The sequence below is a fragment of the Arsenicicoccus sp. UBA7492 genome, assembly GCF_002479615.1.
Taxonomy (GTDB): domain Bacteria; phylum Actinomycetota; class Actinomycetes; order Actinomycetales; family Dermatophilaceae; genus Arsenicicoccus; species Arsenicicoccus bolidensis.
Map to the genome: position 1 here is coordinate 6261 of NZ_DLOE01000042.1, position 25407 is coordinate 31667.

Genomic DNA, 25407 nt, shown 5'->3' on the forward strand with positions numbered 1-25407 from the left:
GAGGAAACACTCACGATCTTTTGTGGTGGGGAGGGTCAGGGGACGGTGGCGATGATCTCCAGCGCCCGCTTGCGGTCCTCGAGGCCCTGCGTGGCGTTGGTGACCATGAGCTCGTCCGCCTGGGCGTGCTCACGGAACTCCGCGAGGTAGCGCGCCACCTCGGCCCCGTCACCGACCGCCGTGTAGCGCATCATGTGCTGCACCTGCTGCCCGAAGGCCGTCCCCATCGCCTCGTCCACCTGCTCCTCGGTGAGCTCGGTGCCGCGGCGGCCGGCCATGGTCCGCAGCCGCTGGCGGCGCACCAGGCGGGCCTGCTCCTCGGCCGCGGCCGTGTCGTCGGCCGCGATGACGTTGAGCGCGGCGATGACATAGGGCTCGGCGAGCTGCTCGGAGGGCTGGAAGCGCTCGCGATAGACCTGCACGGCCTGCTCGAGCGCGTCGGGCGCGAAGTGGCTGGCGAACGAGTAGGGCAGGCCGAGCGCCGCCGCGAGCTGGGCGCCGAACAGCGACGACCCGAGGATGTAGAGCGGGACCTGCGTGCCCCAGCCGGGGTAGGCGTGGATGCCCGGGATCAGGCTGTCCTGCGACAGGTAGCCCTGCAGCTCCTGGACGTCCTGCGGGAACTGGTCGGAGGCGCGGGGGTCGCGGCGCAGCGCACGCAGCGTCTGCTGGTCGGTGCCGGGGGCGCGGCCGAGCCCCAGGTCGATGCGGCCGGGGTGCAGCTCGGCCAGGGTGCCGAACTGCTCGGCGATGACCAGCGGGGAGTGGTTGGGGAGCATGATGCCGCCGGCGCCGACGCGGATGGTCGAGGTGGCCGACGCGACGTGACCGATCAGCACCGACGTCGCCGCGGACGCGATGGTCCGCATGTTGTGGTGCTCGGCGAACCAGATGCGCTCGAACCGGCCCGTCTCCTCGGCCTTCTGCGCCAGGGCGACGCTCTCGAGGAGCGCGTCGCGCGTGCTCTGGGCGGGGGCGACGAACGCCAGGTCAAGGATCGACAGGGGAGTGGCCATGTGGTGGACAACCGGTCGGGCGCGGCGAGGATTCCCGGCGCCCGTGGACCAGCCCGTCCACCAGCCCGTATGCCGACCCGCCCGCCGCCACACGGGGCGGATTCGGGGTGGCGGCGCCGCGCGCGGGCTCAGCGCACGACCGGAGGGCCCACGTAGCGCGCCGACGGGCGGTAGATCTTGGTCGTCGTCGCCTGCTCGAGGACGTGCGCGCTCCACCCGACGACCCGGCTGACGGCGAAGGTCGGCGTGAACATCGAGCGCGGGATCCCGCAGCGCTCCATGACGACGCCGGCGTAGTACTCGACGTTGGCGTAGAGCCGGCGCCCGGGCTTGAGCTCGGCGAGCGTGTCCTCGACGACCTGCTCGACGGCGACCGCGAGGTCGACGAGCGGTCCACCGAGGCGCTGCGCCTCGGCCTTGAGCATCTCGGCCCGGGGGTCGTGCGTGGTGTAGACGGCGTGCCCGAACCCCATGATCCGGTCGCCGGCCGCGACGCGCTCGCGCACCCAGGCGGGTGCCCGGTCGACGGTGCCGATCTGGTCGAGCGCCTCGAGGGCCCGGTCGGGTGCGCCACCGTGCAGCGGTCCGGAGAAGGCCCCGAGCGCCGCGCACAGGGCCGACCCCACGTCGGCGCCCGAGGACGCGACGACCCGGGCCGCGAAGGTCGAGTTGTTGAAGCCGTGGTCGACCGTCGCGACGAGGTAGCGGTTGATGGCGCGCTCCACCTCCGGCGTGGGGCGCTGGCCGGTGACCATCCACAGCCAGTCGGCCGCGGCCGAGAGCGTGGGGTCGGGGGCGACGGCGGGGAGCCCGGCGCCGCGTCGGTGCAGCGCGGCGAGGATCGTCGGGGTGGCGGCGGCCAGGCGCAGTGCCTCGGCCCGGACGGCGGCGGGCGAGGCGCCATACGTGGGGGGTGAGCCCGTGGCGAGGTGCGAGAGGACGGTGCGCAGCTGGGCGAGGGGCGCGCCCGTGATGCCGGTCGAGGCCTCGCGGTCGACGAGGTCGAGCGTCGCGTCGTCGAGGACCCGCAGCGGCGCGAGCTCCTCGGCGAAGGCGCGGGCCTCGTCGGGTGTCGGCAGGTCGCCGGTGAGGAGCAGGTGCCAGACCTCCTCGAGGGTGCAGCGCTCGACGAGGTCCAGCGCCGAGTGCTCGCGGTAGTGGTAGAAGCCCTCGGCGCCACGCACGTCGCCGACGGTCGTGTCGGCGACGACGAGGCCCTTGAGCCCGGGTGGGACGGCGATCTGACGGGTGTCGGTCATGTTGATACGGTCGGCCTGCTATCAATGTGTTGTCAACGTTGATCGCGTGCATGGTTGATCCTGTCAACGTCGCCTGATCGCCCCTCGGAGGTCGTATGCCGAACCGCCCCGCCCCGGATCGCGAGCTGCTGACCACGGCCCAGGTCGCTCGTCTGCTGGGGGTCAAGACCCAGACCGTCTACGCCTACGTGAGCCGGGGGCAGCTCCGGCCGACGCACCGTGACGGCCGGCGGGCGAGCTACTTCGCGCCGGAGGACGTCGAGGCGCTGCAGGGGCGTTCGGGCACGCTCGGGCGGGGGACCGGGCTCGCGGAGTCGGTGCGCACGACCATCACGCGGCTCGAGGGCGACCGGCTCGCCTATCGGGGGCGCGACGCGTCCACCCTGGCGGAGGCGGCCTCGGTGGAGGAGGTGGCGGGCCTGCTGTGGGGCGGTGACGAGCCCGTCTCGCTGGTCGTGGACGAGGAGGCCCTGGCCGACGTCCGCGACGGGCTGGCGGCCCTGCCCGAGGGTGCTCGCCTCGTCGAGCGGCTGCGCCTGGCCGTGCTGCTGCTGACCGCGCGCGACGCGCGACGCCACGACCTCGACCCGGCGGCCGTGCGGGAGCGGGCCGGGCTCCTGATCGCCACCGCCACCGCCGCGCTCCTCCCCCGCGAGGCGTGGGGGTCGGCATACGAGGGCTCCGACCAGGCGACGCGGTGGACGGCGGTCGTCGGCGGCGACCCCGACGACGAGGCGCTCGTGGACCTCGTGCGGCGGGCGCTCGTGCTCCTCGCCGACCACGACATGGCCGCGTCGACGACGGCGGTGCGGGTGAGCGCCAGCGTGCGCGCCGACCTGGGGTCGTGCCTGCTGGCGGGGCTGAGCGCCATGGACAGCCCGCTGCACGGGTCTGCCGGGGTCCAGGCGCGGCTGCTCCTCGAGGCGGCGGTCGCCGACCCGCCCAGGACGCTGGGGCGGGTGCTGGCGGACCCGTCGGCGGCGGCGGGTTTCGGCCACCGGATCTATCGCGAGAGCGACCCGCGGGCCGAGCACCTCCTGGGCAGGCTGCGGGTCGCGGGGCTGGGGGCGCTGGAGGGGCCGGCGACGCTGCTCGAGGAGGGGCTGTGGGAGCGGCACGGCCTGTTCCCCAACAGCGACTGGGCGCTCGCGGTGCTCGCCCACCGCCACGACCTGCGGGTGGACGCACCGGAGGCGGTGTTTGCGGGGGCCCGCCTGGTGGGGTGGGTGGCCCACGTGCTGGAGGAGTATGCCGAGGAGCCGCTGCGCTTCCGTCTGACAGGGGTCTACCAGGGGCCGCGATGAGACATCTGATGTGCCCGTTTGAGGGGGGACGTTTCGGGGGTTGGACCTGCGGATCTGTCCGTTGCGGCGAGGATCGTGCCCGAATTTCTGTGTTCTCTTCACTTTTGCTATTGACTGGACAGAAGCGGGCGCGCTTTACTGGTGCCACGGATCCTCGCCGTTGAGGGTCACCTTGTGAAAGGAACGGCCGTGGCTAGTACCACCGCTACCTCGGGCGGCGCAGAGCGCGTGTCGGCCCGCGTGCACGTCCAGAAGTTCGGGACCTTCCTGTCCAACATGGTCATGCCCAACATCGGCGCGTTCATCGCGTGGGGCCTCATCACCGCACTCTTCATCGAGAAGGGGTGGCTCAACTCCGGCGGAACCGGTGGCCTCGCCGCCAACAGCTGGGTGGCCCAGATCGGTGGTTGGGGTGACTTCAAGGACGGCGGCATCGTCGGTCCGATGATCACGTACCTGCTGCCCCTGCTCATCGGCTACACCGGCGGCAAGAACATCTACGACGTCCGCGGTGGCGTCGTCGGCGCCATCGCCACCATGGGCGTCATCGCCGGCACCGACATCCCGATGTTCATGGGCGCCATGATCATGGGCCCCCTCGGTGGCTGGACGATGAAGAAGATCGACGCCATCTGGGACGGCAAGATCAAGCCCGGCTTCGAGATGCTGGTCAACAACTTCTCGGCCGGCATCTGGGGCATGGTGCTCGCCATCTTCGGGTTCTTCGCCATGGGCCCGGTGGTCAAGGCGTTCAGCAGCGCCGCCGGCAGCGTCGTCGGCTACCTGGTGGACCACGGGCTGCTGCCGCTCACCTCGATCCTGATCGAGCCGGCCAAGATCCTCTTCCTCAACAACGCCATCAACCACGGCATCCTCACGCCGCTCGGCACCAACGAGGCCGTCCAGAAGGGCAAGTCGGTCCTCTTCCTGCTCGAGGCCAACCCCGGCCCCGGCCTCGGCCTGCTGCTCGCGTTCTCGCTCTTCGGCAAGGGGCTGGCCAAGGGCTCTGCTCCCGGCGCCGCGATCATCCACTTCTTCGGCGGCATCCACGAGATCTACTTCCCCTACGTGCTCATGAAGCCGAAGCTGATCGCGGCCGTGATCCTCGGTGGCATGGCCGGCGTGTTCACCAACGTGCTCTTCGGCTCCGGCCTGCGCGCCCCCGCCGCTCCCGGCTCGATCATCGCCGTGCTGCTCCAGACCGCCAGCGACAGCTACATCGGCGTCATCCTGTCCGTCATCGTCGCCGCGGCCGTGACGTTCGCCGTCGCCGCCTTCCTGCTCAAGACGGACCGGGCCGACGACGAGGGTGACCTCGCTGCCGCCACCGCCCAGATGGAGGCCAACAAGGGCAAGAAGTCCTCGGTCGCCTCGTCCCTGACCGGCGGAGCCGCCGGTGCGGGTGTCGGCACCGACGGCCACAGCGGCCCGATCCACAAGATCGTCTTCGCCTGCGACGCCGGCATGGGCTCGTCCGCCATGGGCGCCTCGGTCCTGCGCCGCAAGGTCAAGGCCGCGGGCCACGACGACGTCACCGTCGTCAACAAGTCCATCGCGAGCCTGTCCGACGAGTATGACCTCGTGGTCACCCACCAGGACCTCACCGACCGTGCCCGCCAGCGGACCGGTTCGGCCGTCCACGTCTCCGTGGACAACTTCATGAACAGCCCGCGGTACGACGAGATCGTCGATCTCCTCGGTCGCACCAACGGCTCCCAGACCCCCGCGGCCGTCGCTGCCCCCTCGGCGGCGGCCGTGGGCCCCACGTCCGGCGTCACGCACGACGCCACCGCCGGCGCCCCGCAGGGCGGCGTCCTCGACCGTGACGGCATCGAGCTGTCGGGTCGGGCCCGCACCCGGGACGAGGCCATCGAGGAGGCTGGGCGTCTGCTGGTCGCGCAGGGCGCGGTCGACGACGCCTACGTCGCCTCGATGCACGAGCGCGAGCGCTCCGTCTCGACCTACATGGGCAACCTGCTGGCGATCCCGCACGGCACCAACGAGGCCAAGGCGTCGATCCGCCGCACGGCCCTGTCGTTCGTGCGCTACGCCCACCCGGTCGACTGGAACGGCAGCGAGGTGAGGTTCGCGGTCGGCATCGCCGGTGCCGGGGACGACCACCTCACCCTGCTGGCCTCGCTCGCCCAGGTGTTCCTGGACGAGCAGCAGGTGGCTCGCCTCGAGGCGGCGACGTCGCCCGAGGAGGTGCAGGAGATCCTCTCGACCGTGCAGGCGCAGGCCTGACACAGCCCCTGAGGACTCACCTCCACAGAACCCCACGAGGGGTCGCTGCGACTGATCGCGGCGGCCCCTCGTGGTATGTCTGCGTCAGGCCACCGACGCAGGCCAGCGGTGCCGGCGCCACGCGTCCCAGGTCGCGAAGCCGGCGGGTGGCGCATCGATCGGCTCGCTGCCGTCGAGCTCACCCGGGGTGGGGACCTCCATGGCGGCAGCCCACTTCGTCAGCTCCTCGTCGGACATCGGCCAGGTGGTGCGTGGCTCCTCGGCCTGGCGTCGGTCCAGCCGTCGGCGCTGCTCCTCGCGCGCGAGCTCGACGTAGCGCAGCTCCACCGTCGCCCCACGATCGAAGGCCGCCTGCCGGAGTGCGGACCGCTCGTCCCGGCTCCACAGGCCGAAGTCGATGACGACGTCGACCCCGAGCTCCAGGGCGCGGAGCCCGATCTCGACGAGGCGGCCCTCGATGACGGCCTGGGCCTCCGGTGGGTTGTCGGGCCCGTAGAGGGCGCGCACCCACTCGTCCTTGGTGAGGCGGAGCGCCTGGTGCTCGACCTCGAGGGCGCGGGCCACCGTGGTCTTGCCGGTCCCGGGCAGCCCGACGGTCAGGTACAGGGTGGCCCGCCGCATCGTCACCGGCCGCGGCACAGCCGGATGAACGCGCCCAGCTGCAGCAGCTGCTCGGGGGTCTGCGGCGTGAGCTCGGTGAGTACGCTCGAGCGCACCACCACGGCGAGCCACTGGGCCCGCGAGATGGCGACGTTGAGCCGGTTGCGGTCCAGCAGGAAGTCGGCCCCGCGGGGCAGGTCGGCCAGGGCGGACGCGGTCATCGACATGATCGCCACGGGCGCCTCCTGGCCCTGGAACAGGTCGACCGTGCCGACCCGCACCTCGTCGAGGCCTGCGCGGTCCAGCGCCTCCCGCAGCGCGCCGACCTGTGCGTTGTAGGGCGCGACCACCACGAACCCGTCCTGCCCGAGCGGCTGCTCGTCACCGTCGGGCATAACGCGCCAGGGAGTCCCGAGCAGGCCCCGCACGACCTCGACGACCGCGTCGGCCTCCTCGGGCGAGGAGACGGAGTTGTCGTGGTGCTCGACCGTGACGACGCGCAGCCCGGGCTCGACGCCGCTCAGCGACCGGCCCAGGGTGACGGACTCCTCGGAGCGCAGACGCCCTGCGTAGGCCAGGTGCGAGATGGGCTCGCACACCGCCGGGTGCATCCGCCACGTGCGTTCGAGGAAGTACCCGAGCTCGGCGGGGAGGGTGTCGTGCCCGGCCGAGAGCCACCCGAGGGCGGACTCGTCGACGGGCTCGGGGTGGATGCCCTGGGACACCTGCGGCAGCTGCTGGGGGTCGCCGAGCAGCAGGAGCCGGGAGGTGCAGCGGGCCACGGCGAGGGTGTTGGCCAGGGAGTACTGGCCGGCCTCGTCGATGACCAGGACGTCCAGGTCGCCGTCGTCGACCGCGTTGAGGTTGCAGAAGTCCCACATCGTGCCGCCGACCACGCAGCCCCGGGATGCGGCCCGGTGCTCGTCGAGGAATCCCCGCACGGCGCGCGCGTCCTTGAGCGCCGTCCAGGAGGGGTCCTCGTGCTTGGTCTTGGGCTTGCAGACGTCATCGGCGGGGACGCCGACCTTGACGACTCTGTCGAGGACGTTCTCGACCACCGCGTGCGACTGGGCGACCACGCCCACCCGCCAGCCCAGCCGGACCAGAGCAGCGATGACGTGCGAGGCGACATAGGTCTTGCCGGTCCCTGGAGGTCCCTGCACCGCGAGGTAGGACCCGTCGAGCGCCGTGACGGCGGCCGTGATGGCGCCCACCGCGTCACCGTTCACCACGGGCGGCAGGCGGTCCAGCCCGCTGAGCCGGGGCGGCCGGCGACGCAGGACCTCGATGCCGGGGTGGGGCGGGAGCGCCGCGACCCCACCGGCCGCGTCCACCCGTGACGCCAGCGTCAGCAGCGCGTCCTGGATGGCCTTGACCATGGGGCCTGGTCCGACGGTCAGGGCCGCGGGCAGGTCGTCGTGCTCGTCAGCGCCCTTGGCGAGGCGTTCCTCGATGGTCAGGCGCAGCCGCCCGCCGGGGACCACCTCGGCCTCGGTGACCGCGAGGGTGCTGGTGGCTCCCATCGCTTCGGGGCTCGGCGCCTCGATGCTCACGGGGACGGGTGAGGGGTAGACGAGGAAACCGCCCCCCTCGCCCTTGCCGAAGGACATGCCCGGCTCGTGCCGACCCACCGCCGACAGCACCCGGCGGACGCTGCGCTTGCCGGGCGGCTTGCCCCAGTCCTCGACGACCTCGACGCGGTCCAGCACGACCGCGTCCCGCGAGGCGGGCCAGTCGTCGAGCGAGGACTGCAGCCGGTCGAAGTGCGCCCACCAGAAGGGCTTGCCCTCGCGCCGGTGGTAGTCGACGGCCGCGCCCACCATGGCGACCGCCTGGTCGTCCGCGTCGCGCTCGTCGGCCGGGCCCGCCAGCGCGAGGAGCCGGTCCACCACGACGGCGCCGGGATCGGCAGCCGGGGCGTCGCCCTCGGGCTCTACGTCGACCAGCGCTCCTTTGGGCGAGCGCTCCGTGGCGACGCCCGACTCGGCGAGCCGGTCGAGCAACCAGTCGCGCAGCCGCAGGGTAGAGACGCAGTCGTATTCGTTGTAGTCGGCGATGGACTGCAGCAGCCGGTCGGCCTCCTCGACGTCGCCGCGGGCCCGGGCCTCGGACCACCGGTGGTACTCGACGATGGAGTCGCCGGCCGTCGTGACCTCGCCACCGCGCAGGTCGTCGCCCATGTAGAGGGGCTCGAGCTTCTTGATGGAGTAGGACGGCTGCGAGACGCGCAGGGACCGCTTGACCACGGTGTAGAGGTCGACCAGGACGCCCTCCCGCAGCAGACGGTCGACGGCATCCTCGCCGACACCGTGACGCCCGGCGAGGCGCAGCAGCGCCGTCCGCTCGTAGGCGGCGTAGTGGTAGATGTGCAGCCCCGGGTGGCGGGCCCGGCGCTCCTCGACGTAGGCGAGGAAGTCGATCAGCGCCTGCCGCTCTTCGCCTCGGTCGTGCGCCCAGAACGGCCGGAAGGTGCCGTCGGTCTCGACGACGCCGAAGAGGTACTCCAGGCCCTGGTCGCCCGCCTCGTCGCCGGCCCACATCGGGTCGCCCTCGAAGTCGAAGAAGATGTCGCCCTCGTCCGGGGCCGGGATCGCCCGGATCGCCTCGGGGGTGTGGACGTCGAACTCGACGGGCCGCGTCGAGCCGTCGGGCGGGCACTGCCGCACCTGCAGCCGTGCCTGCGCCCGCAGCTTGTCGAAGGTCGTCCGTGGCAGGTCCTCCACCGGCTCCTCGCACGCGGCGAGCTGGTCGATGGTGCTGATCCCGGCGGCGAGCAGCTTCTTGCGCTGCACCGCGCGGACACCCGCGACCTGCCAGACGTCGCGGGTGGCTGCCACCTCGGCGGCGCACACGTCGCAGGACCCGCAGGCCGTGATGCCGGGGGCGCCCCAGGCGACGGGCTCGGTGGCGGCCAGCCGGTCGGCGACCAGCGAGACGAGGTGGGCGCGGCGCTCGGCATACACCGCCTCGATCTCGGCCACCGGAAAGGTGGGCCGGGAACGGTCACCCAGCACGAGGGTCACCCGATCCGTCGGGTCGATGCCCCCACGGCGCAGCTGGTCGGCGTAGGCCGCCAGCTGCAGCAGCGCGGTGACCTTGGCGTGGCGCGCCAGCTTGGTGTCGTGCACCTCGTAGGCCGGATGCTCCGGGGTCCAGGAGTCGGCGCGCACGAGGAAGTCCGAGTAGCCGAGGAACTCCCCGTCGTAGAGGCAGCCCTGGTAGACCACGGGCACGCCCTCGCGCATCGCGGCGAAGGTCGCCTCCCGCGCCGCCCACAGCGCGATCGGCGTGGACCGCGGGTGCTCGATCCGGCGCACGCCCTCCGCGCCGTGCACGGCGAGCAGCCGCTCGAGCTCCACCTGCTCGTGCGCGTCACCGAGGGTCGCCAGCTGGTCCAGCATCGCGTCCGGTGCGGCCTCGGTGCGGGGCAGGCGCCCCAGCATCACGTCGAGCTGACGCAGCAACCCGAGCTCGCACGCCGATGCGCGAGACAGGTCCGTGGCGCTGATGACGATGCGTTCGCCGATCTGGTGCATGTCGACCCCCTTGGTCCTCTGCCAGGAACCTAGCAACGACCACCGACACACCCCCTCGGGGCATGAACCCGGACGTGTCGTCGTTGGCACGAAGACACCCCGAACGGAAAGGACTCCTCATGTCCCGCATCGCCGTCATCGGTGGCCACGGCAAGGTCGCCCTGCTCCTCGCCCCTCTCCTCGTCGCCGACGGTCACGAGGTCACCTCGATCATCCGCAACCCCGAGCACGCCGCCGACGTGGAGGCGACCGGTGCCACCGCGCGCGTCGCCGACGTCGAGCAGCTCGACACGGACGGCATCGCCGACGTGCTCCGCGGGCACGACGCGGTCGTCTGGTCCGCCGGCGCCGGCGGGGGAGACCCCGAGCGGACGTATGCCGTCGACCGCGACGCCGCGATCCGCTCGATGGACGCGGCCGGCCAGGCCGGCGTCCAGCGCTACGTGATGGTGAGCTACCACGGGGCCGGCCAGGACCACGGGGTGGACCCCGACGACGCCTTCCACGCGTACGCGCAGGCCAAGGCCGACGCCGACACCTACCTCAAGCGCACCGACCTCGCGTGGACGATCCTCGGGCCGAGCCGGCTCTCCCAGGACCCGGGCAGCGGTCGCATCGCCACCCCTGGCGTCAAGGACGCGGCCGTGTCGCGCGCCAACGTCGCCGCGGTGATCGTCGCGACGGTCGACCGGTCCGGCCTCACGGGCCAGACGATCGAGTTCAACGACGGCGACACCCCCATCGCGGAGGCGCTGGCCGACCTCGGCTGAGACCGAGCGAGATCGAACGAGATCGAGGCTCAGACCCTCCTAAACAGTGCACAACGCCGAGTTCCTGCCCGATATCGGGCAGGAACTTGTCGTATGACATCCCTCCGCCTCACGATCATCCTGTGCACGACCCCGACATCGTCGATCGCGTCGCCGCCTCGACCGGCCTGAGCCGCTCCGAGGCCGAGCGCGTCGTCGACGACGTCGTGGCCTGGCACCGGGAGAGCGTCGAGGACTACGTCCGCCGCCGCCACGCCCACCTCAAGACCTACGGCACCCGCAACGCCGAGGCGTTCGCCATCATCGCGGACGAGCTGCGATCGCGGGTCGTCGCGGCGCCCGAGCTGTCCGAGCGACAGCTGCGGCGCATCATCTACGGCTGACCAGGAGATCACCCATGTGCGGCATCGTCGGATACATCGGATCCCAGCCCGCGGCACCCCTTCTCGTCGAGGGGCTGCAGCGGCTGGAGTACCGCGGCTACGACTCGGCCGGCCTCGCCGTGCTCGGTCGGACGGGAACCACGGTGGTGCGCACCGTCGGTCGCGTCCGCGGGCTCGAGGCTGCGCTGCCCAAGCGGCTCGCCGGCAAGGTCGGCATCGGCCACACCCGGTGGGCGACCCACGGACCCGCGGCCGAGCGCAACGCCCACCCGCACCGCAGCGAGGACGGTCGGATCTCGGTGGTGCACAACGGGATCATCGACAACGCCACCGCGCTGCGCGCCCAGCTCACCTCTGCCGGGGTGGAGCTCGCCAGCGACACCGACACCGAGGTCGTCGCCCACCTCGTCGCCTGCTCCGGCGCCGACACCCTCGAGGGCGCCGTGCTGGAGGCCCTCGACCGCATTACCGGCACCTACGCGCTCGCCGTGGTCGACGAGCGTCACCCGGACCGGATCGTGGTGGCCCGCAACGGCTCTCCGCTGATCATCGGCGTGGGGGACGGCGAGATGTTCCTGGCCTCGGACGTGGCAGCCCTGGTCCGTCATACGACCTCCGTGGTGCACCTCGACGACGGCGAGCTGGCGACCATCACCGCCACGGGCTTTCGCACGTTCACGGCCGACGGCGAGGACACCGGGCGCACGCCCGTCGAGATCGCCGTCGCCGCAGAGGATCTCGAGCTGGCCGGGCACGAGCACTACATGCGCAAGGAGATGCTCGAGCAGCCCGACAGCGCCGAGGCCGTCATCCGTGGCCGGCTCGACGAGCGCTTCGGCACCGCCCGGCTCGACGGCCTCAACCTCGCCCCGCGCGAGCTGCGCGGGTTCCGGCGCGTCAAGATCCTCGGCTGCGGATCCGCCTACTACGTGGGGCAGCTCGGCGCCCAGCTGCTCGAGGAGCTCGCCCGCGTCCCCGCCGACGCCGAGGCCGCCTCCGAGTTCCGCTACCGCAACCCCGTGATCGAGCCGGACACGCTCTACGTCGTCGTGTCGCAGAGCGGCGAGACCGCCGACACGGCCTTTGCCGTGCAGGAGGTCAAGCGCAAGGGCGGCCAGGTCGTCGCCCTCGTCAACGTCGTCGGCTCGACCATCGCCCGCGAGGTCGACGGTGGCATCTACCTGCACGCCGGGCCCGAGATCGCGGTCGCCTCGACCAAGGCGCTCACCAACATGGCCATGGCCTTCGCGATGCTGGCGCTGCTCATCGGGCGCGTGCACGACCTGTCGGTCGCTGACGGCAAGCGAATCATCAACGGACTCAAGGCGATCCCCGCGCAGATCCGCGAGATCCTCGACCAGGAGGGCGAGATCGCCGAGCTCGCCCGCGAGATCGCCGGCTCCCAGAGCGCGTTCTACATCGGACGCGTGCGCGGCTTCCCGGTCGCGCGCGAGGGCGCGCAGAAGCTCAAGGAGGTCAGCTACATCCACGCCGAGGCCTACCAGACCTCCGAGCTCAAGCACGGCCCGCTGGCCCTGATCGACGAGTCCATGCCCACCGTCGCGATCATCCCCGACGACGACCTCACCGACCGCAACGTGGCCGCGGCCGAGCAGGTGCTGGCGCGCAAGGGCCCGCTCGTCGCCATCACCCACCCCGGAGTCGACCTGTCCCACCTCGGGATCCGCTCGATCGTCGTGCCTCGCAACGAGCCCGAGCTCGACCCGATCCTGCTGACCATCCCCACGCAGCTCATCGCCTACCACGCGGCCCTCGCGCTCGGCCACGACATCGACAAGCCGCGCAACCTGGCCAAGTCCGTCACCGTCGAGTGACGGCGCGGGGTCGTCTTGGCCGGCTGCCCCCGTCGCGAGCTCCATCCGCCGTCTGCGGCTGCGGCCCCGGTCTCGTGCTGCAGCCCGAGACCGGCGCCAGCGAGCAAGACGGTGGACAGGGCATCAGACGCCGCGTCGTGGACGCCCACCTCCGAGCGGCCCGGCGCGCCAGGTAGCGTCGCCGCATGAGCTCGACCTCCCTCCTGATCCACGACGTGCGCCCGGTCGGCCTCGACGGGCCCGCCGGCAGGGCGGCGTCGCTGTCGCGAGGCGAACCTGTCGAGCCGGTCGAGCCTGTTGACGTCTTGGTGATCGACGGGGTGATCCGCGAGGTCGGCCCACGCCTGACGGGTCGCGCGGGCCAGGGCGTCGACGTGCTCGACGCCGGTGGCCGCTTCGGCATACCGGGCCTGTGGGACCAGCACGTCCACCTCGACCAGTGGGCGCTGCAGCAGGTGCGGCTCGACACGACGCTCGCCACGGGGCCGGGCGACGTCGTCGAGCTGGTGCGCCGCCGGGTCGCGGAGCTCGGGACGGCCGACCGGACCAGCGTGGTCCAGGGCTGGGGACATCGCTCGTCGACCTGGACCGAGGCTCGCACCGCCGCCGCGCTGGACGAGGTCAGCGGCGATCACCCCGTCGTCCTCATCAGCGGCGACGCCCATCACGGGTGGATGAACTCCGTTGCGCTGCAACGACTGGGCTTCCCGACCGGGGCTGGCGCGGGCGTGGTGGAGGAAGGGCCGTGGTTCGCGGCCTACGGGCGTCTGGGGGCGACGTTCGGGCCCGACCCGCACCTCGACGACGGCCTTCGGACCGTGCTGCGATCGGCCGCCGAGCTCGGCGTCGTCGGCGTCGTGGACTTCGAGTTCGGCGGGGCGCTGGGGTCGTGGCCGGGCCGGGTGGCCGCGGGACTGGACACGCTGAGGGTGCGGGCATCGACCTACGAGGACGGTCTGGCCGACGTGCTCGCCCGCGGTCTGCGCACCGGGGACCCGCTGGACGCGACCGGACTGGTCACCATGGGCCAGCTCAAGCTCATCTCCGACGGCTCGCTCAACACCCGTACGGCGCACTGCTGCTCGCCCTACCTCGACGGGACCGGACGCGGCGCGCAGAACTACTCGGCCGAGCAGCTGGTGGAGCTCCTCGGCCAGGCCGCCCGGGCGGGGCTCGAGTGCGCCGTGCACGCCATCGGGGACGCCGCGGTCGAGATCGCCCTCGACGCCTTCGCGGCGACGCGGGCACACGGCTCGATCGAGCACGCCCAGCTCGTGCGGTGGCCCGACGTGCCTCGGCTCGCGGCGCTGGGCCTGCGCGCCAGCGTCCAGCCCGCGCACCTGCTCGACGACCGCGACGTGAGCGACGGCTGCTGGGCCGACCGGACCGAACGCTGCTTCGTGCTGCGGTCGATGCTCGACGCCGGCATCGGGCTGGCCCTCGGGTCCGACGCCCCCGTGTCCCCGCTCGACCCCTGGCTCGCGATGGCTGCCGCGGTCCACCGTTCCGGCGATGACCGCGCGCCGTGGCACCCGGAGCAGGCCATCTCCGTGCGCGAGGCGCTCGCCGCCTCGGTCGACGGTCAGCGGCTCGTGCCCGGATCACGCGGCGACGTCGTCCTGCTCGACACGGACCCCCTTGCCCTGCAGGGGGACTCGCGCGAGGTTGCGCACGGGCTGCGGCGGATGCGCGCCGGCGCCACGATCGTCGCCGGCCGCCTGGTCCACGGCCTCTGAGCCGTATGCCGCGCGCACTGCCGCGTGCACAACTGCTGCACTACCGCGCACGCATACCGCGAATTCCGTTGTGGCACAGCGCGCGAGTGCCGCGACGCAGCCGGATGTGCAGCAGTTGATCGCGGGTAGCGCTCCAGCACCAGCCACCCAGCACCTCGGTAGCCACGAGGCGGGCCAGGGTCCTGTGGATGACGCGCTCGGCCGCCCGCCGGACCTGGGCATGCTGGTCCGATGCGCACCGTTGCCGAGATGATCGCCGAGCTGGGGCACGTCGCGACGTGGTCCGAGCTGCAGCCGCACGTCACCCGCCGCGCCGTCACCGCAGCGATGACGCGTGGCGAGGTCGAGCGCCTGAGCCGCGACCGCTATGCCACGCCCGGACTTCACGCCGCGCGGCGCGAGGCGGAGCGGCACCACGGGGTCGTGTCGCACCTCAGCGCCGCGGTGCATCACGGGTTCAAGGTGCGCACCCCGCCGGCGCGTCCGCAGGTCACGGTGCCGGGCACGCACCACGTGACCCGGGCGGACGAGGACTGCTGCGAGATCAGGCTCCGGCACCTGGGGCCGGGCGACCACGCGCAGGGAGTCACCACGCCCCTGCGCACGGTGGTGGACTGCGCACGCGACCTGCCGTTCGAGGAGGCGCTGTGCGTCGCGGACTCCGCCTTGCGCTCGAGCCTGGTCACCCCGGACGACCTGGTCTCGCTCGCACGCCGCGCGCGAGGGCCAGGTGCCCGGGCGCTGAGGCGGGTGGCGCAGCAGGCAGACGGTGGCTCGTCCGGTCCGATGGAGACGGTGCTGCGGGTCATCTCCCTCGACCGCGGCCTCGACCTGTCGACCCAGCTGCAGATCGTGGATCACGGCTTGTTCGCGGTCGTGGATCTGGGTGACCCCGCCCTGCGGCTCGCCGTGGAGGCCGACTCGTTCGCCTGGCACGGCGATCGCCGGGCCCTGGATCGTGACTGTCGCCGCTACGACGAGCTCGTCGTGTGGGGGTGGACGGTCCTGCGGTTCAGCTGGGAGCAGGTGATGATCGACCGCGACTTCGTCGAGTGGTGCTTCACGCACGTCCTCGACGGGAGGGACGGCATCTCCCCGCCCGTCCCCCCGCGTCCGGGGCGTCGCCGCCGCCCACTGTGACCAACTGCTGCACATCGGATGGCGTCACCGACGAATTCCGTTGCAGCACAATGACTAGGTGCGAACGTGACCCCCTATCTGCAGCAGTTGGTCGCGCGGGAGCGACCACAGTGCCGGCTCGCCCGCCGGCCGCACGCCCGCCGGCCGCACGCACGCCCGCCCGCCGGACGCACGCACGCCAACGGCCCGCCCACACGAGGTGGACGGGCCGCCGGCCGGCAGGACGCGGGTCAGGCCGCGTTGTCGGCGTTGTCGGGGTTCTGCGCCCACAGGTCGGGGCCGAAGACCTCGTAGCTGATGTCCTCGGGCGCGACGCCCTTGTCGATCAGGGTGCGCCGCACGACCTGCATGAACGGCAGCGGGCCGCACATGAACACCTTGGCGCCCGAGGGGATCTCGGCGTCGGACAGGTCCATCAGGCCCGGCCGGGCGGGGTGGATGGTGGGGGCGGACTCCGCCTCCTCCTCGTACCAGAACTGACCGACGACGTCGTTCATCGCCTCGGCCTGCCCGCGCATGGAGGTGTAGAGCGCCTGCGTGGAGTGCGAGCGGTCGGCGTGGAAGACGCGGATCGAGCGGTGCGGCTGGCGCTGGGACAGGTCCTCGAGGATCGCCGCCATCGGGGTGATCCCGATGCCCGCGGAGACGAGCACCAGCGGTGCCTCGGACTCCTCGAGCACGACGTCGCCGGCTGGCTGGGAGACCTCGAGGACGGTCCCGACCTGCGCGTTGTCCGCGAGCCAGTTGCTGACCTGGCCGTCCGGCACGTCGTCGGCGCCGTGCACGCGCTTGATGGTGAGGCGGAAGGCCTCACGCCCGGGCACGCCGGAGATGGTGTACTGCCGCGGCTGGCGCTCGCCGCCGGGCAGGTCCACGGCGACGCCGACGTACTGACCGGTGCGGTGGGACGGCAGCTCCCCCTCCGCGGGCTTGATGACCAGTGAGAAGGATTCGGGCGTCTCGTCGTCGCGCTCGACCACGGTGTAGGGGCGATAGGGGTGCTCGGGGTCGGTCCCGCCGAGGGCGTAGAGCTTGCCCTCCTCCGCGATGAGCTGGCACGCGAACAGCCAGTACACCTCGTCCCACGCGGAGGCGATCTCGGGGGTGACGGCGTCGCCGAGGACGTCGCCGATGGCCCACATGAGGTGGTGGCCGACGATGGTGTACTCGTAGGACTTGATGCCGAGCGAGACGTGCTTGTGCGCGATGCGCTGCATGATCGGCGTGAAGTCGGGGGCGGCCGGGTCGATCAGGTGGACGGCGTAGGCGACGACCGACGCGGCCAGCGCCTTGGGCTGCTCACCGATGGCCTGGTTGGCCTTGTTGAACACCCGCATCAGCTCGGGGTGCGCCTCGAACATGTGCGGGTAGAACCGCTTGGTGATCTCCTCGGCGTGCTCGGCGACGACGCCGGCCGTGGCCTTGACGGTCTCGGTGGACTGCGGTGACAACATGTGGGGATTCTCCTCGCGTCCCGGCGTCAGCGCCGGGGAGTAATTACGGGATTTTGAGGAACAAAGGTCAGCGTATCGCCTTCGCTTGGCAGTCGCCCCTCGGAGTGGCATGGTTCCCTCATGCGTCTCCCTCTGACCCGTTCTGGGGCAATGGACTTCGTATGACGCACGCCCTGGCGCCTCGACTCGTTCCGCTCGGCGGCCCGCGGGCCATGACCGTCCGCCGCACGCTGCCCCACCGTGACCGGACCCTGGTGGGGCCGTGGTGCTTCGTCGACCACTACGGGCCCGACGACGTGGCGGTCACCGGCGGGATGCTCCTGCCGCCCCACCCGCACATCGGGCTGGCCACGGTGAGCTGGCTCTTCGACGGGGAGCTCGAGCACCGCGACAGCCTCGGCACCTCGGTGGTCGTGCGTCCCGGTGAGCTCAACCTGATGACCGCCGGCGACGGCATCGCCCACTCCGAGGTCTCGACGGACGCCACGACGACCCTGCGCGGCGCCCAGCTGTGGCTGGCCCTGCCCAGCGGATCCCGGGGCGTGGCACCGCGGTTCGAGCACCACGCCCCCACGCCCGAGCAGGACGAGCACGGCACGCTGCGCGTCGCGATCGGATCGCTCCAGGGGGTCACGTCTCCCGTCGAGGTCGAGTCGCCCACGGTGGCAGCGGAGCTCGTCGTCCGTCCCGAGGCGGAGCGCGCCGTGCGGCTGGACCCGGCATACGAGCACGCGGTCCTCGTCGACTGCGGGGTCGTGGTCGTCGACGGGCACGTCGTCGCGCCCGGCAGCCTCCGGCTCCTCGACGCGGGACGCACCAACCTCGGCGTGCGGGCCGGGGCCCACGGAGCGCGCCTGCTGCTGATCGGCGGGGAGCCGATGGACGAGTCCCTCGTCATGTGGTGGAACTTCGTCGGTGGCAGCGACGAGGAGGTGCGCGCCGCCCGCGCGGACTGGATGACGGCGATCGGCGCGGACGACGATGGTGACCGTCCTGAGCGGTTCGGTGCGGTGCCGGGATGGCCGGCCACGTCCGTCCTGCCCGCCCCCACCCTGCCGGCAGCGCCCATGCGCCCGCGCCCACCCCGGCGGTCATGAGCTCCACGAAGGACCCCTGGGACGGCCACCCGGACGTCGTGCGCCTGCTCGGTGCGCCACCGTCCCGCTGGGCCGACGTGGTCGGGCGGGTGCTCGACCCGAGCTGGCAGACGCTCGTGCTGGCGCTGGTGGTCTCGTTGCGCCACAGCCCCACGGTCGCGAGCGGGCTGGGGTGGGCGGTGGCCGCCACCACCTTCTGCGTGGTCGTGCCGTATGCCGTCCTGGCCGCCCTCGTCGGTCGCGGGCACGTCACGGACCGTCAGGTGGTGATCCGCGAGCAGCGCCGGATCCCGCTCCTCGCGGCGCTCGCCTCGGTGGTCGTGGGGCTGGTGACGCTCGCCCTCGTCGGCGCGCCCCGCCCGCTCGTCGCCCTGGTCGCGACGGTCCTGGTGGGCCTGCTCGTCCTCGGCGGCGTGTCCCGGTGGCACAAGGCGTCCTTCCACGCCGCCGTGACCACGGTGTCCGTCGTGGTGCTCACGCGCGAGCTCGGCCCGGGGTTCCTGCTGGTGGGGGTCCCCGTGCTGGCGCTCGCCGCCTGGGCTCGGGTCCGTGCGGGCAGGCACAGCCGCGCGCAGGTCGCGGTGGGTCTGGTGGTGGGGGTGCTCGTCACCGCCCTGATCGACCACACGACGATCTGAGTCGCCCGTCCAGCGCCGCCAGGCCGGGCCGGGCAGCCAGGCCAGGCCAGCGTCAGACGTCGTCGATCGAGGCGCCCTCGGTGACCAGCTGCTCCGCCCGCTCGTAGTCGTCGTCCGCCTCGTAGGTCAGCGCCCCGACGACGATCCCGTCCTGGGCATACCAGACGGTGAGCCCCCCCGGCCGCTCAGCGACCCGGACCTCGTCGAAGCCGTCGCCCCACGCCGCGTGCTTGAGCCACCGGTCACCGATCTGCGACCAGAAGCCCGGCACCGCGGTCCAGGACTCGTCCCCACCTGCGGCGTTGCGCCCCGCGATCTCGCCCATGGTCAGCGCGTCGCCCCAGTGCTCGACGTGCAGCGGACGCCCCGCGGCGGCGTTGTGGGCGCGGGTCACGTCGCCGGCCGCCCAGACGCCGTCGACCGAGGTGCGTAGCCGGTCGTCGACCACCACGCGCCCCTCGTGCGTCGAGATCCCCGTCCCCGCAAGGTAGTCCGTCGACGGGGCGACCCCCAGCGCAGCCAGGACGAGGTCGGGGGAGCGCGTCGTGCCGTCGGACAGGTGCACCTCGCGCGGCGCCCGCACGCTCGTGACCTCCACGCCGGTGACCAGCGCGACGCCCTCCTCGACCAGCCAGTCCTGGAGCAGCCGCGACGCCCGGTCGCCGAGCCGTGCGGCCTGGGGCGCCTGCTCGGTCGTGACGATCGTGACGTCGATGCCGCGCCGGGCCAGCGAGACGGCCGCCTCGCAGCCGATGAACCCCGACCCGATCACGACCGCCGACCGCTCATGGCTCGCCGCCTCCACCAGGCGCTCGGCGTCGGCGAGGCTGCGCAGCAGGTGCACGTCCGCGTCGGGGTCTGCGGTGGGCAGCCGGACGGGGGTGGCCCCCGAGGCGAGCACCAGTGCGTCATACGGGATCTCACGGCCCCCGGCGTGGATCACCCGGGCGTCGGGGTCGATGCGATCCACGTGGGCGCCGAGCTCGACGGTGATCCCGGTGAGCTCGGGGTCGGCGTCGTCGATCGCGACCGGCTCTGGGGGCAGATCCCCGCGCAGGACGTCCTTGCTGAGCGGGGGCCGCTGGTATGGCGGATGCCCGTCCGCCGTCACGACCAGCACCGGCCCGGGGCCACCGGCATCGCGATAGGCCTGGGCGGCCCTCACCCCCGCAGGTCCCGATCCGACGACGACCAGTCCGTGGCTCATGGCGGCTCCGCTCGTTCGATGCGTGTCCTCGGGAGGCGCGGTCGCGGTGCGCCGACCCTGTGTGCCTCGATCGCATACCCCGGCTGGGCCCCATCATCCGGCCCGCGTCCTCGGGCATCCCCGCGCTCGCAGCTCACGAACGCGCGATCCGGAGGCTCAGATCCGGACCTACGTGAGCTCCGAGCGCACGAATGGCCACCCGGTCCCGGCGCTGGGAGAGAAGAAAACCGGCCCTGGCCCGCGTTGCCGCGGATCAGAGCCGGTTGCTCAACTGGTCGGGGTGACAGGATTTGAACCTGCGACCTCGTCGTCCCGAACGACGCGCGCTACCAAGCTGCGCCACACCCCGTGTTGACTGACCGAGGATAGCCGACGAACGCCCCCGGACACGAATCGGTCCGGTCCGACGCCGACCGGCGCCGTCAGTCCCGAGCCCGGTCCCGCGCGCGCAGGGTGATCAGGGTCGCCTCGGGACGGCAGGCGAACCGCACGGGCGCGGTCGGGGACGTGCCGAAGCCCGCCGACACGTGCAGCCACGCGGCGTCGTCGGGCGCCTCGGACGACGGGGCGTTGTCGCAGCCGGGCCACCAGCGGGACAGGCCCTTGACCCGCTCGCGGCCGAGGTCGCAGTTGGTGACCAGCGCGCCGTAGAACGGGACGCACACCTGCCCGCCGTGCGTGTGACCGGCCATCACCAGGTCGGCACCGTCGCGCGTGAAGGCGTCCAGCGTGCGCAGGTACGGCGCGTGCGCCACCCCGATCGTGAGGGCGGCGTCGGGGTCGGCGGGCCCCGCGACCTCGTCATACCGGTCCCGCTCGATGTGCGGGTCGTCGACGCCGACCAGCTCGAGGTCCAGGCCCTCGACGCTCAGGTGGCCGCGGCGGTTGTTGAGGTTGAGCCAGCCGGCGTTCTCGAAGCCGCGCACGAGGTCCTGCGTCGGCAGCCGGGTGCGATCGCCCTCGACGCGGGCATGGTCGGAGGTGAAGTAGCGGAAGGGGTTCTTGATGACCGGCGCGAAGTAGTCGTTGGACCCCATCACGAAGGCGCCCGGCCGCTCCATCAGCGAGCCCATCGCGTCCAGCGCCGCGGGCACGGCCTGGAGGTGGGCGAGGTTGTCGCCGGTGTTGATCACCAGGTCCGGCTCGAGCGCGTCCAACGAGCGCACCCACTCGATCTTGCGCCGCTGCGACGGCACCAGGTGCATGTCGGACACGTGCAGGACGCGCAAGGGGGCGGAGCCACGCGGCAGCACGGGCGCGGTGACCCGCCGCAGCGTGAAGGAGTTGCGCTCGACCAACGAGGCATACGCGAGGGTGGCGGCTCCGGCCGCGGTGACGCCGGTGAGGGTGCGCGCGAGAGTGTTCATCACGGCCATGCTCCCAGACATCCAGCCCGTATGACGGCCCGACGTCATCTCGGGTGACCGCACGGTGGCGGGGGAGGACACTGGTGCCCATGAGCACTCTGAAGCAGACCCTCCAGCACGACCTGACCGAGGCGATGCGCGCCCGCGACCAGGTCCGCACCGCCACGCTGCGCATGGCGCTGACCGCCGTGACGACCGCCGAGGTGGCGGGGGAGCACCACGAGCTGACCGATGCCGACGTCCTCAAGGTCCTGACCAAGGAGGCCAAGAAGCGGACGGACGCGGTCGAGGCCTACCAGGCGGCGGGACGGCCGGAGCTCGCGGAGGTCGAGGAGGCCGAGCGCGCGGTGCTCGAGGGCTATCTGCCGGCGCAGCTGGACGACGCGGCCATCGACGCGCTGGTCGCCGAGGCCGTGACCGAGACGGGCGCGACCGGTATGCCGCAGATGGGCCAGGTCATGAAGGCCGCCCAGGCCAAGGCGGCGGGGCAGGCCGAGGGCGGACGGATCGCCGCAGCCGTGAAGCGGGCCCTCGCCTCCTGACGGGTCGCCGCTCCCGGACCGCGCCGCTCCGCCCGGTCGTCGTCGTCGTCGAGGTTCTGGCGTTCGTGGTGTCCAGCAGCGGCCGTGGCACCGGATGGCGGTTGTGGCGTGCTGCAGCACGCCGCGTGCACTGGCCGTCGCCACAGGAACCGGTCGCCGCCACCGGCGCAGCACGCGCGAGGCGCCCGCCCCCACGTGGGGGCGGGCGCCTCGGCATACGGGCTCGTCCTGTGCTTCATCCGCCCGACCCGGGTGCTAAGGCGGGCTGATGTGCCTACCTCAGGTAGGCACATCGACCCGGGGTGCTAAGGCGGGCTGATGTGCCTACCTGAGGTAGGTCAGGGCGCCGGGGGAGCCGCGGGGGGTGCTGCTGGGGGTGCGGCCGCGCGGTTGGCGGTGGGCGCGCGGGGGGTCGAGCGGACGCCGGTGGAGATGCGGAGCGTCACCGCGCTGCCCTTGGGGGCGCGATCCGTCGGGCGGGTGCGGGCGACCGTGCCGCGGGGGTAGCCGCTGGCGACGCGACCGCCCACGGTGACCCGGAAGCCGGCCGCCTCGATCGCGCTCGTGGCCTCGTCGACCGACATGCCCCGGACGTCCGGGATGTCGACGGTGCGTCCGTCGTCGGCGGGCTGAGCGGCCTGGCCGAACGGAACGACCGGCTTGCCGTCGTGCGCGGCCCGCATGACGCCCTGCCAGATCGGGCCGGGGATCAGGTAGCCCATGGCCTTCGGGTAGTAGCGCGCGTTCCCGTCGACGGAGTGCAGGCGCATGCGGGCCCAGGACCCGTTGTTCTGGTCGGGGGTGCCCGCCCAGACGGCGGTGGAGTACTGCGGGGTGGCGCCGACGAACCAGGTCTCGTTGTCGGCGTCGGTGCCGGTCTTGCCGATGGACGGGCGGCCGATCTGGACGGGACGGCCCGTGCCCTCGGTCATGACGGTCTGGAAGATCCCGGCGGCCTGGTTGGCGATGCCTTCCTCCAGCACGCGGCGGCATCCCGGCAGCTGCAGGTCGACCTTCTTGCCGTCGCTGTCGGTGACCGACTCGAGCGGCGTGTTGGGGCAGGAGATGCCGCGGTTGGCGACGATGGCGTACATCTGGGCCATGGTCTCGGGGCTGGCGTCCTCACCGAGGAGCAGGGTGGGGGGATAGGTGCTGAGCGGCTTGCCGTCCTGGGAGCCGTCCTCGGCCGAGCGGCGCGAGTTGTGCATCCCCATGGCGAGCGCCGTGTTGCGGATGTTGCAGGTGCCGATGTCGGCGGCCAGCGCGACGAAGGCGGTGTTGATCGAGTTGCGCGTGGCGATCCCGATGTCCGCTCCGGGCGGGGGGTCGTCACCCTCGGCGTTGCCCGGTGTCCAGGGCGCGCCGGCACCCGTGGTGCAGCCGTTCTGGAAGTCACGGGGGTACCAGGGGGTGCCCGGGGGGCGGATGTCCGGGATGACATAGCTCTCGCCCTTGCCCTGCTTGAGGGCTTCGATCACGGCGAAGAGCTTCATGGTTGAGCCGACGCTGAAGCCGCCCGAGGCGCCGTAGCGGAAGTCCGCGCCCCAGTTGACCTGGGTCTTGCCCGGCTCCGGCTTGCCGGTCGGGTTGTAGCTCGTCGACTGGACCATCGCGCGGATCTTGCCGGTGTTGGACTCGATCGTGGTCGCGGCCGCGCCGAACGTCGGGTAGTCCTGCGGCGAGATGATCCGGCCCATGGACTCGGCGGCGCGCTCCTGCAGGTCGGGGTCGAGGGTCGTCACGATGCGGTAGCCGCCGCGGCGGATCCGACCCTCGCGCTCGTTGGGCTGCGTGCCGAAGGCCGGCAGCGTCTTGAGGTAGTTGACGACGTAGTTGCACCAGTAGGGGTAGCTCGACGCGGCGCAGCTGTTCTTGGGCGGGTCGGCCTTGATGACACCCAGGGGCGAGGCCTTGGCGGTCTTGAGCTGGGTCGCGTCGATGTAGCCGTACCGGTGCATCGCGTCCAGCACGACGTTGCGGCGGGTGAGAGCGGCCTTGGGGTTCTTGACGGGGTCGTTGGCGCCCGGCTGCTGGACGACACCGGCGAGGGTCGCGGCCTGCGGGATCGTCAGCTTGGCCGCCGTGGTCCTGAAGTAGTGCCGCGCAGCGGCCTCCACGCCATACGCCTGGTCCCCGAAGTAGACCAGGTTGAGGTAGTTCTGCAGGATCTGCTCCTTGGTCATCTCCTTCTCGACCTGGGCGGCGTACTTGAGCTCCTGCAGCTTGCGGGAGGCCGTCACGGCCTTGGCCGCCTTGGCCGCCTTGGTGTCGCCGCGATCCAGGGCAGCCTTCTCGAGGGTGACCTTGACGTACTGCTGCGTGAGGGTCGAGGCGCCGCGGGCGGTCCCGCCCAGCGCCGCGCCGGCGACCGCCGAGCCGATGCCCTCGAGGTCGACGCCCCCGTGCTCGTAGAAGCGGTGGTCCTCGATCGACACCTGCGCCTTCTGCATCCACGGCGAGATCGCGCTCAGCGGCACGACGATGCGGTTCTCGCTGTAGAGCGTGGCGATGACGGTCTTGCCGTCGGAGGCGAGCAGCTCGGACTGCTGCTGAGGCACCACGGAGGTGAACTCCGTGGGAAGAGCTTCGTAGACCTCCGTGCCGGACTTGACGACGGTCCCCATCATCGCCGTGGCTGGGATGAGCAGCCCCGCCCCGAGGAACCCACCGACCACGGAGACGGCGAGGAATGCCGCCAACAGGCTCATCACGGTGGGGATGGCGCTCAGTCGTCCCTGCTTCATGGGCCCAGCGTACTTTTTTTCGCTCCACCCGTAACTCACCGCCGGGGGGCGCGTTTACAGCACAGAAGACACCAACCGCAGCACGTGTGACTAGTCCTTGTGATCGACCGTAACCCCCCGGACGAGCCATGTGTCGCGAACCGAAGAACACCTACCCTTACGGGTGAAGACTGGGAGGCTTTCGACATGACTGTTCTGACTGCGCGCTCTGGTGAGCGCGCCGGCCAGCAGTGGATCCAGGAGTGGGCACCGCTCGGCAACTGCGTGGCGCAGGACCCCGACGCGTTGTTCGTCCAGGGAGCCGCCCAGCAGCAGGCCAAGCAGATCTGCGTCGGGTGCCCGGTCATCGCCGATTGCCTGGCCGACGCCCTCGACAACCGCACGGAGTTCGGTGTGTGGGGCGGCATGACCGAGCGCGAGCGCCGTGCCCTGCTCAAGCGCCGCCCGGACGTCCAGTCGTGGCGTCCCGTGCTCGAGGCGATGCTCAACCGCAGCAACCCCAACAAGGTCGCCTGACCCGCACCTCACGCACGCC

At 72.1% G+C, this 25407-nt stretch carries 19 protein-coding genes and 1 tRNA gene; 11 read left to right on the plus strand and 9 right to left on the minus strand.

Annotated features, from left to right (window positions below):
* Positions 1-35: 35 nt before the first annotated feature.
* Together B4E97_RS12160 and B4E97_RS12165 are read right to left on the minus strand one after the other, a co-directional pair.
* Positions 36-1016 carry an LLM class flavin-dependent oxidoreductase gene (locus tag B4E97_RS12160; protein ID WP_019285181.1) on the minus strand — a complete coding sequence of 327 codons (981 nt, stop codon included), beginning with the start codon at positions 1014-1016 and terminating at the stop codon, positions 36-38.
* Between the two features lie 128 nt (positions 1017-1144).
* On the minus strand, positions 1145-2275 hold the full coding sequence (locus B4E97_RS12165) for a citrate/2-methylcitrate synthase (protein ID WP_286960040.1): 1131 nt from the start codon (positions 2273-2275) through the stop codon (positions 1145-1147).
* 95 nt (positions 2276-2370) lie between these two features.
* Here B4E97_RS12165 and B4E97_RS12170 point away from each other — a divergent pair, with 95 nt between their 5' ends.
* Together B4E97_RS12170 and B4E97_RS12175 are read left to right on the plus strand one after the other, a co-directional pair.
* On the plus strand, positions 2371-3579 hold the full coding sequence (locus B4E97_RS12170; RefSeq protein WP_286960042.1) for a citrate/2-methylcitrate synthase: 1209 nt from the start codon (positions 2371-2373) through the stop codon (positions 3577-3579).
* A 276-nt stretch (positions 3580-3855) separates the two neighbouring features.
* Positions 3856-5823, plus strand: coding sequence for a PTS mannitol transporter subunit IICBA (locus tag B4E97_RS12175; RefSeq protein WP_084412765.1), 1968 nt, complete (start codon positions 3856-3858; stop codon positions 5821-5823).
* A gap of 84 nt (positions 5824-5907) precedes the next feature.
* On the opposite strand, the gene B4E97_RS12180 is transcribed toward B4E97_RS12175, so the two are convergent.
* Positions 5908-6444, minus strand: a complete 537-nt coding sequence (locus B4E97_RS12180) for an AAA family ATPase (protein WP_286960044.1) — start codon at positions 6442-6444, stop codon at positions 5908-5910.
* Positions 6445-6446: 2 nt separating this feature from the next.
* Entirely contained in the window at positions 6447-9959 is a 3513-nt protein-coding gene (locus B4E97_RS12185; protein WP_286960045.1) for a TM0106 family RecB-like putative nuclease, read from the minus strand.
* Positions 9960-10078: 119 nt separating this feature from the next.
* On the opposite strand from B4E97_RS12185, the gene B4E97_RS12190 reads away from it, so the two are divergent.
* From B4E97_RS12190 to B4E97_RS12210, 5 genes are all read left to right on the plus strand, one after another.
* Positions 10079-10729: an SDR family oxidoreductase gene (locus B4E97_RS12190; protein ID WP_019285176.1), complete on the plus strand. Its 651-nt coding sequence runs from the start codon at positions 10079-10081 to the stop codon at positions 10727-10729.
* 122 nt (positions 10730-10851) lie between these two features.
* The gene (locus tag B4E97_RS12195; protein ID WP_019285175.1) at positions 10852-11112 is read left to right on the plus strand and encodes a hypothetical protein; all 261 of its coding nucleotides are present in this window, start codon (positions 10852-10854) and stop codon (positions 11110-11112) included.
* A 14-nt stretch (positions 11113-11126) separates the two neighbouring features.
* On the plus strand, positions 11127-12947 hold the full coding sequence (glmS, locus tag B4E97_RS12200) for a glutamine--fructose-6-phosphate transaminase (isomerizing) (RefSeq protein ID WP_029211751.1): 1821 nt from the start codon (positions 11127-11129) through the stop codon (positions 12945-12947).
* A gap of 185 nt (positions 12948-13132) precedes the next feature.
* Positions 13133-14683 (plus strand): amidohydrolase, encoded by a 1551-nt coding sequence (locus B4E97_RS12205; protein WP_286960046.1) that lies wholly within the window; start codon positions 13133-13135, stop codon positions 14681-14683.
* Between the two features lie 231 nt (positions 14684-14914).
* On the plus strand, positions 14915-15823 hold the full coding sequence (locus tag B4E97_RS12210; RefSeq protein ID WP_286960047.1) for a DUF559 domain-containing protein: 909 nt from the start codon (positions 14915-14917) through the stop codon (positions 15821-15823).
* A gap of 230 nt (positions 15824-16053) precedes the next feature.
* Here B4E97_RS12210 and B4E97_RS12215 read toward each other — a convergent pair whose 3' ends face one another.
* Positions 16054-17277, minus strand: a complete 1224-nt coding sequence (locus B4E97_RS12215; protein ID WP_029211753.1) for a globin domain-containing protein — start codon at positions 17275-17277, stop codon at positions 16054-16056.
* A gap of 161 nt (positions 17278-17438) precedes the next feature.
* On the opposite strand from B4E97_RS12215, the gene B4E97_RS12220 reads away from it, so the two are divergent.
* Together B4E97_RS12220 and B4E97_RS12225 are read left to right on the plus strand one after the other, a co-directional pair.
* Positions 17439-18374 carry a pirin family protein gene (locus B4E97_RS12220; RefSeq protein WP_029211754.1) on the plus strand — a complete coding sequence of 312 codons (936 nt, stop codon included), beginning with the start codon at positions 17439-17441 and terminating at the stop codon, positions 18372-18374.
* On the plus strand, positions 18371-19012 hold the full coding sequence (locus B4E97_RS12225; protein ID WP_156911357.1) for a phosphoesterase PA-phosphatase: 642 nt from the start codon (positions 18371-18373) through the stop codon (positions 19010-19012). The genes B4E97_RS12220 and B4E97_RS12225 overlap by 4 nt, the downstream gene beginning before the upstream one ends.
* A 52-nt stretch (positions 19013-19064) precedes the next feature.
* On the opposite strand, the gene B4E97_RS12230 is transcribed toward B4E97_RS12225, so the two are convergent.
* The 3 genes from B4E97_RS12230 to B4E97_RS12240 all read right to left on the minus strand — a co-directional run bounded on the left by B4E97_RS12230 (position 19065) and on the right by B4E97_RS12240 (position 21586).
* Complete coding sequence (locus B4E97_RS12230) at positions 19065-20219, minus strand: NAD(P)/FAD-dependent oxidoreductase (RefSeq protein WP_286960048.1); 1155 nt, start codon at positions 20217-20219, stop codon at positions 19065-19067.
* Between the two features lie 272 nt (positions 20220-20491).
* A tRNA-Pro gene (locus B4E97_RS12235) sits at positions 20492-20568 on the minus strand.
* A 73-nt stretch (positions 20569-20641) separates the two neighbouring features.
* A complete protein-coding gene (locus B4E97_RS12240) occupies positions 20642-21586 on the minus strand; it encodes a metallophosphoesterase (RefSeq protein WP_286960049.1) in 945 nt (314 codons plus the stop codon).
* A gap of 89 nt (positions 21587-21675) precedes the next feature.
* On the opposite strand from B4E97_RS12240, the gene B4E97_RS12245 reads away from it, so the two are divergent.
* Positions 21676-22128, plus strand: a complete 453-nt coding sequence (locus tag B4E97_RS12245; protein ID WP_029211758.1) for a GatB/YqeY domain-containing protein — start codon at positions 21676-21678, stop codon at positions 22126-22128.
* A 338-nt stretch (positions 22129-22466) separates the two neighbouring features.
* Here B4E97_RS12245 and B4E97_RS12250 read toward each other — a convergent pair whose 3' ends face one another.
* Positions 22467-24872: a penicillin-binding protein gene (locus B4E97_RS12250; RefSeq protein WP_029211759.1), complete on the minus strand. Its 2406-nt coding sequence runs from the start codon at positions 24870-24872 to the stop codon at positions 22467-22469.
* Between the two features lie 186 nt (positions 24873-25058).
* Here B4E97_RS12250 and B4E97_RS12255 point away from each other — a divergent pair, with 186 nt between their 5' ends.
* Positions 25059-25388 carry a WhiB family transcriptional regulator gene (locus tag B4E97_RS12255; protein ID WP_034252972.1) on the plus strand — a complete coding sequence of 110 codons (330 nt, stop codon included), beginning with the start codon at positions 25059-25061 and terminating at the stop codon, positions 25386-25388.
* Positions 25389-25407 lie beyond the last annotated feature (19 nt).

Excerpts from the sequence above, each read along its gene's own strand:
- B4E97_RS12170 (WP_286960042.1), top strand. The coding sequence starts at position 2,371 with ATGCCGAACCGCCCCGCCCCGGATCGCGAGCTGCTGACCACGGCCCAG.
- glmS (WP_029211751.1), top strand. The coding sequence starts at position 11,127 with ATGTGCGGCATCGTCGGATACATCGGATCCCAGCCCGCGGCACCCCTT.
- B4E97_RS12205 (WP_286960046.1), top strand. The coding sequence starts at position 13,133 with ATGAGCTCGACCTCCCTCCTGATCCACGACGTGCGCCCGGTCGGCCTC.
- B4E97_RS12175 (WP_084412765.1), top strand. The coding sequence starts at position 3,856 with ATGGTCATGCCCAACATCGGCGCGTTCATCGCGTGGGGCCTCATCACC.
- B4E97_RS12225 (WP_156911357.1), top strand. The coding sequence starts at position 18,371 with ATGAGCTCCACGAAGGACCCCTGGGACGGCCACCCGGACGTCGTGCGC.
- B4E97_RS12220 (WP_029211754.1), top strand. The coding sequence starts at position 17,439 with ATGACGCACGCCCTGGCGCCTCGACTCGTTCCGCTCGGCGGCCCGCGG.
- B4E97_RS12255 (WP_034252972.1), top strand. The coding sequence starts at position 25,059 with ATGACTGTTCTGACTGCGCGCTCTGGTGAGCGCGCCGGCCAGCAGTGG.
- B4E97_RS12250 (WP_029211759.1), bottom strand. The coding sequence starts at position 24,872 with ATGAAGCAGGGACGACTGAGCGCCATCCCCACCGTGATGAGCCTGTTG.
- B4E97_RS12210 (WP_286960047.1), top strand. The coding sequence starts at position 14,915 with ATGCGCACCGTTGCCGAGATGATCGCCGAGCTGGGGCACGTCGCGACG.
- B4E97_RS12215 (WP_029211753.1), bottom strand. The coding sequence starts at position 17,277 with ATGTTGTCACCGCAGTCCACCGAGACCGTCAAGGCCACGGCCGGCGTC.
- B4E97_RS12160 (WP_019285181.1), bottom strand. The coding sequence starts at position 1,016 with ATGGCCACTCCCCTGTCGATCCTTGACCTGGCGTTCGTCGCCCCCGCC.
- B4E97_RS12165 (WP_286960040.1), bottom strand. The coding sequence starts at position 2,275 with ATGACCGACACCCGTCAGATCGCCGTCCCACCCGGGCTCAAGGGCCTC.
- B4E97_RS12180 (WP_286960044.1), bottom strand. The coding sequence starts at position 6,444 with ATGCGGCGGGCCACCCTGTACCTGACCGTCGGGCTGCCCGGGACCGGC.
- B4E97_RS12245 (WP_029211758.1), top strand. The coding sequence starts at position 21,676 with ATGAGCACTCTGAAGCAGACCCTCCAGCACGACCTGACCGAGGCGATG.
- B4E97_RS12190 (WP_019285176.1), top strand. The coding sequence starts at position 10,079 with ATGTCCCGCATCGCCGTCATCGGTGGCCACGGCAAGGTCGCCCTGCTC.
- B4E97_RS12240 (WP_286960049.1), bottom strand. The coding sequence starts at position 21,586 with ATGAACACTCTCGCGCGCACCCTCACCGGCGTCACCGCGGCCGGAGCC.
- B4E97_RS12230 (WP_286960048.1), bottom strand. The coding sequence starts at position 20,219 with ATGAGCCACGGACTGGTCGTCGTCGGATCGGGACCTGCGGGGGTGAGG.
- B4E97_RS12185 (WP_286960045.1), bottom strand. The coding sequence starts at position 9,959 with ATGCACCAGATCGGCGAACGCATCGTCATCAGCGCCACGGACCTGTCT.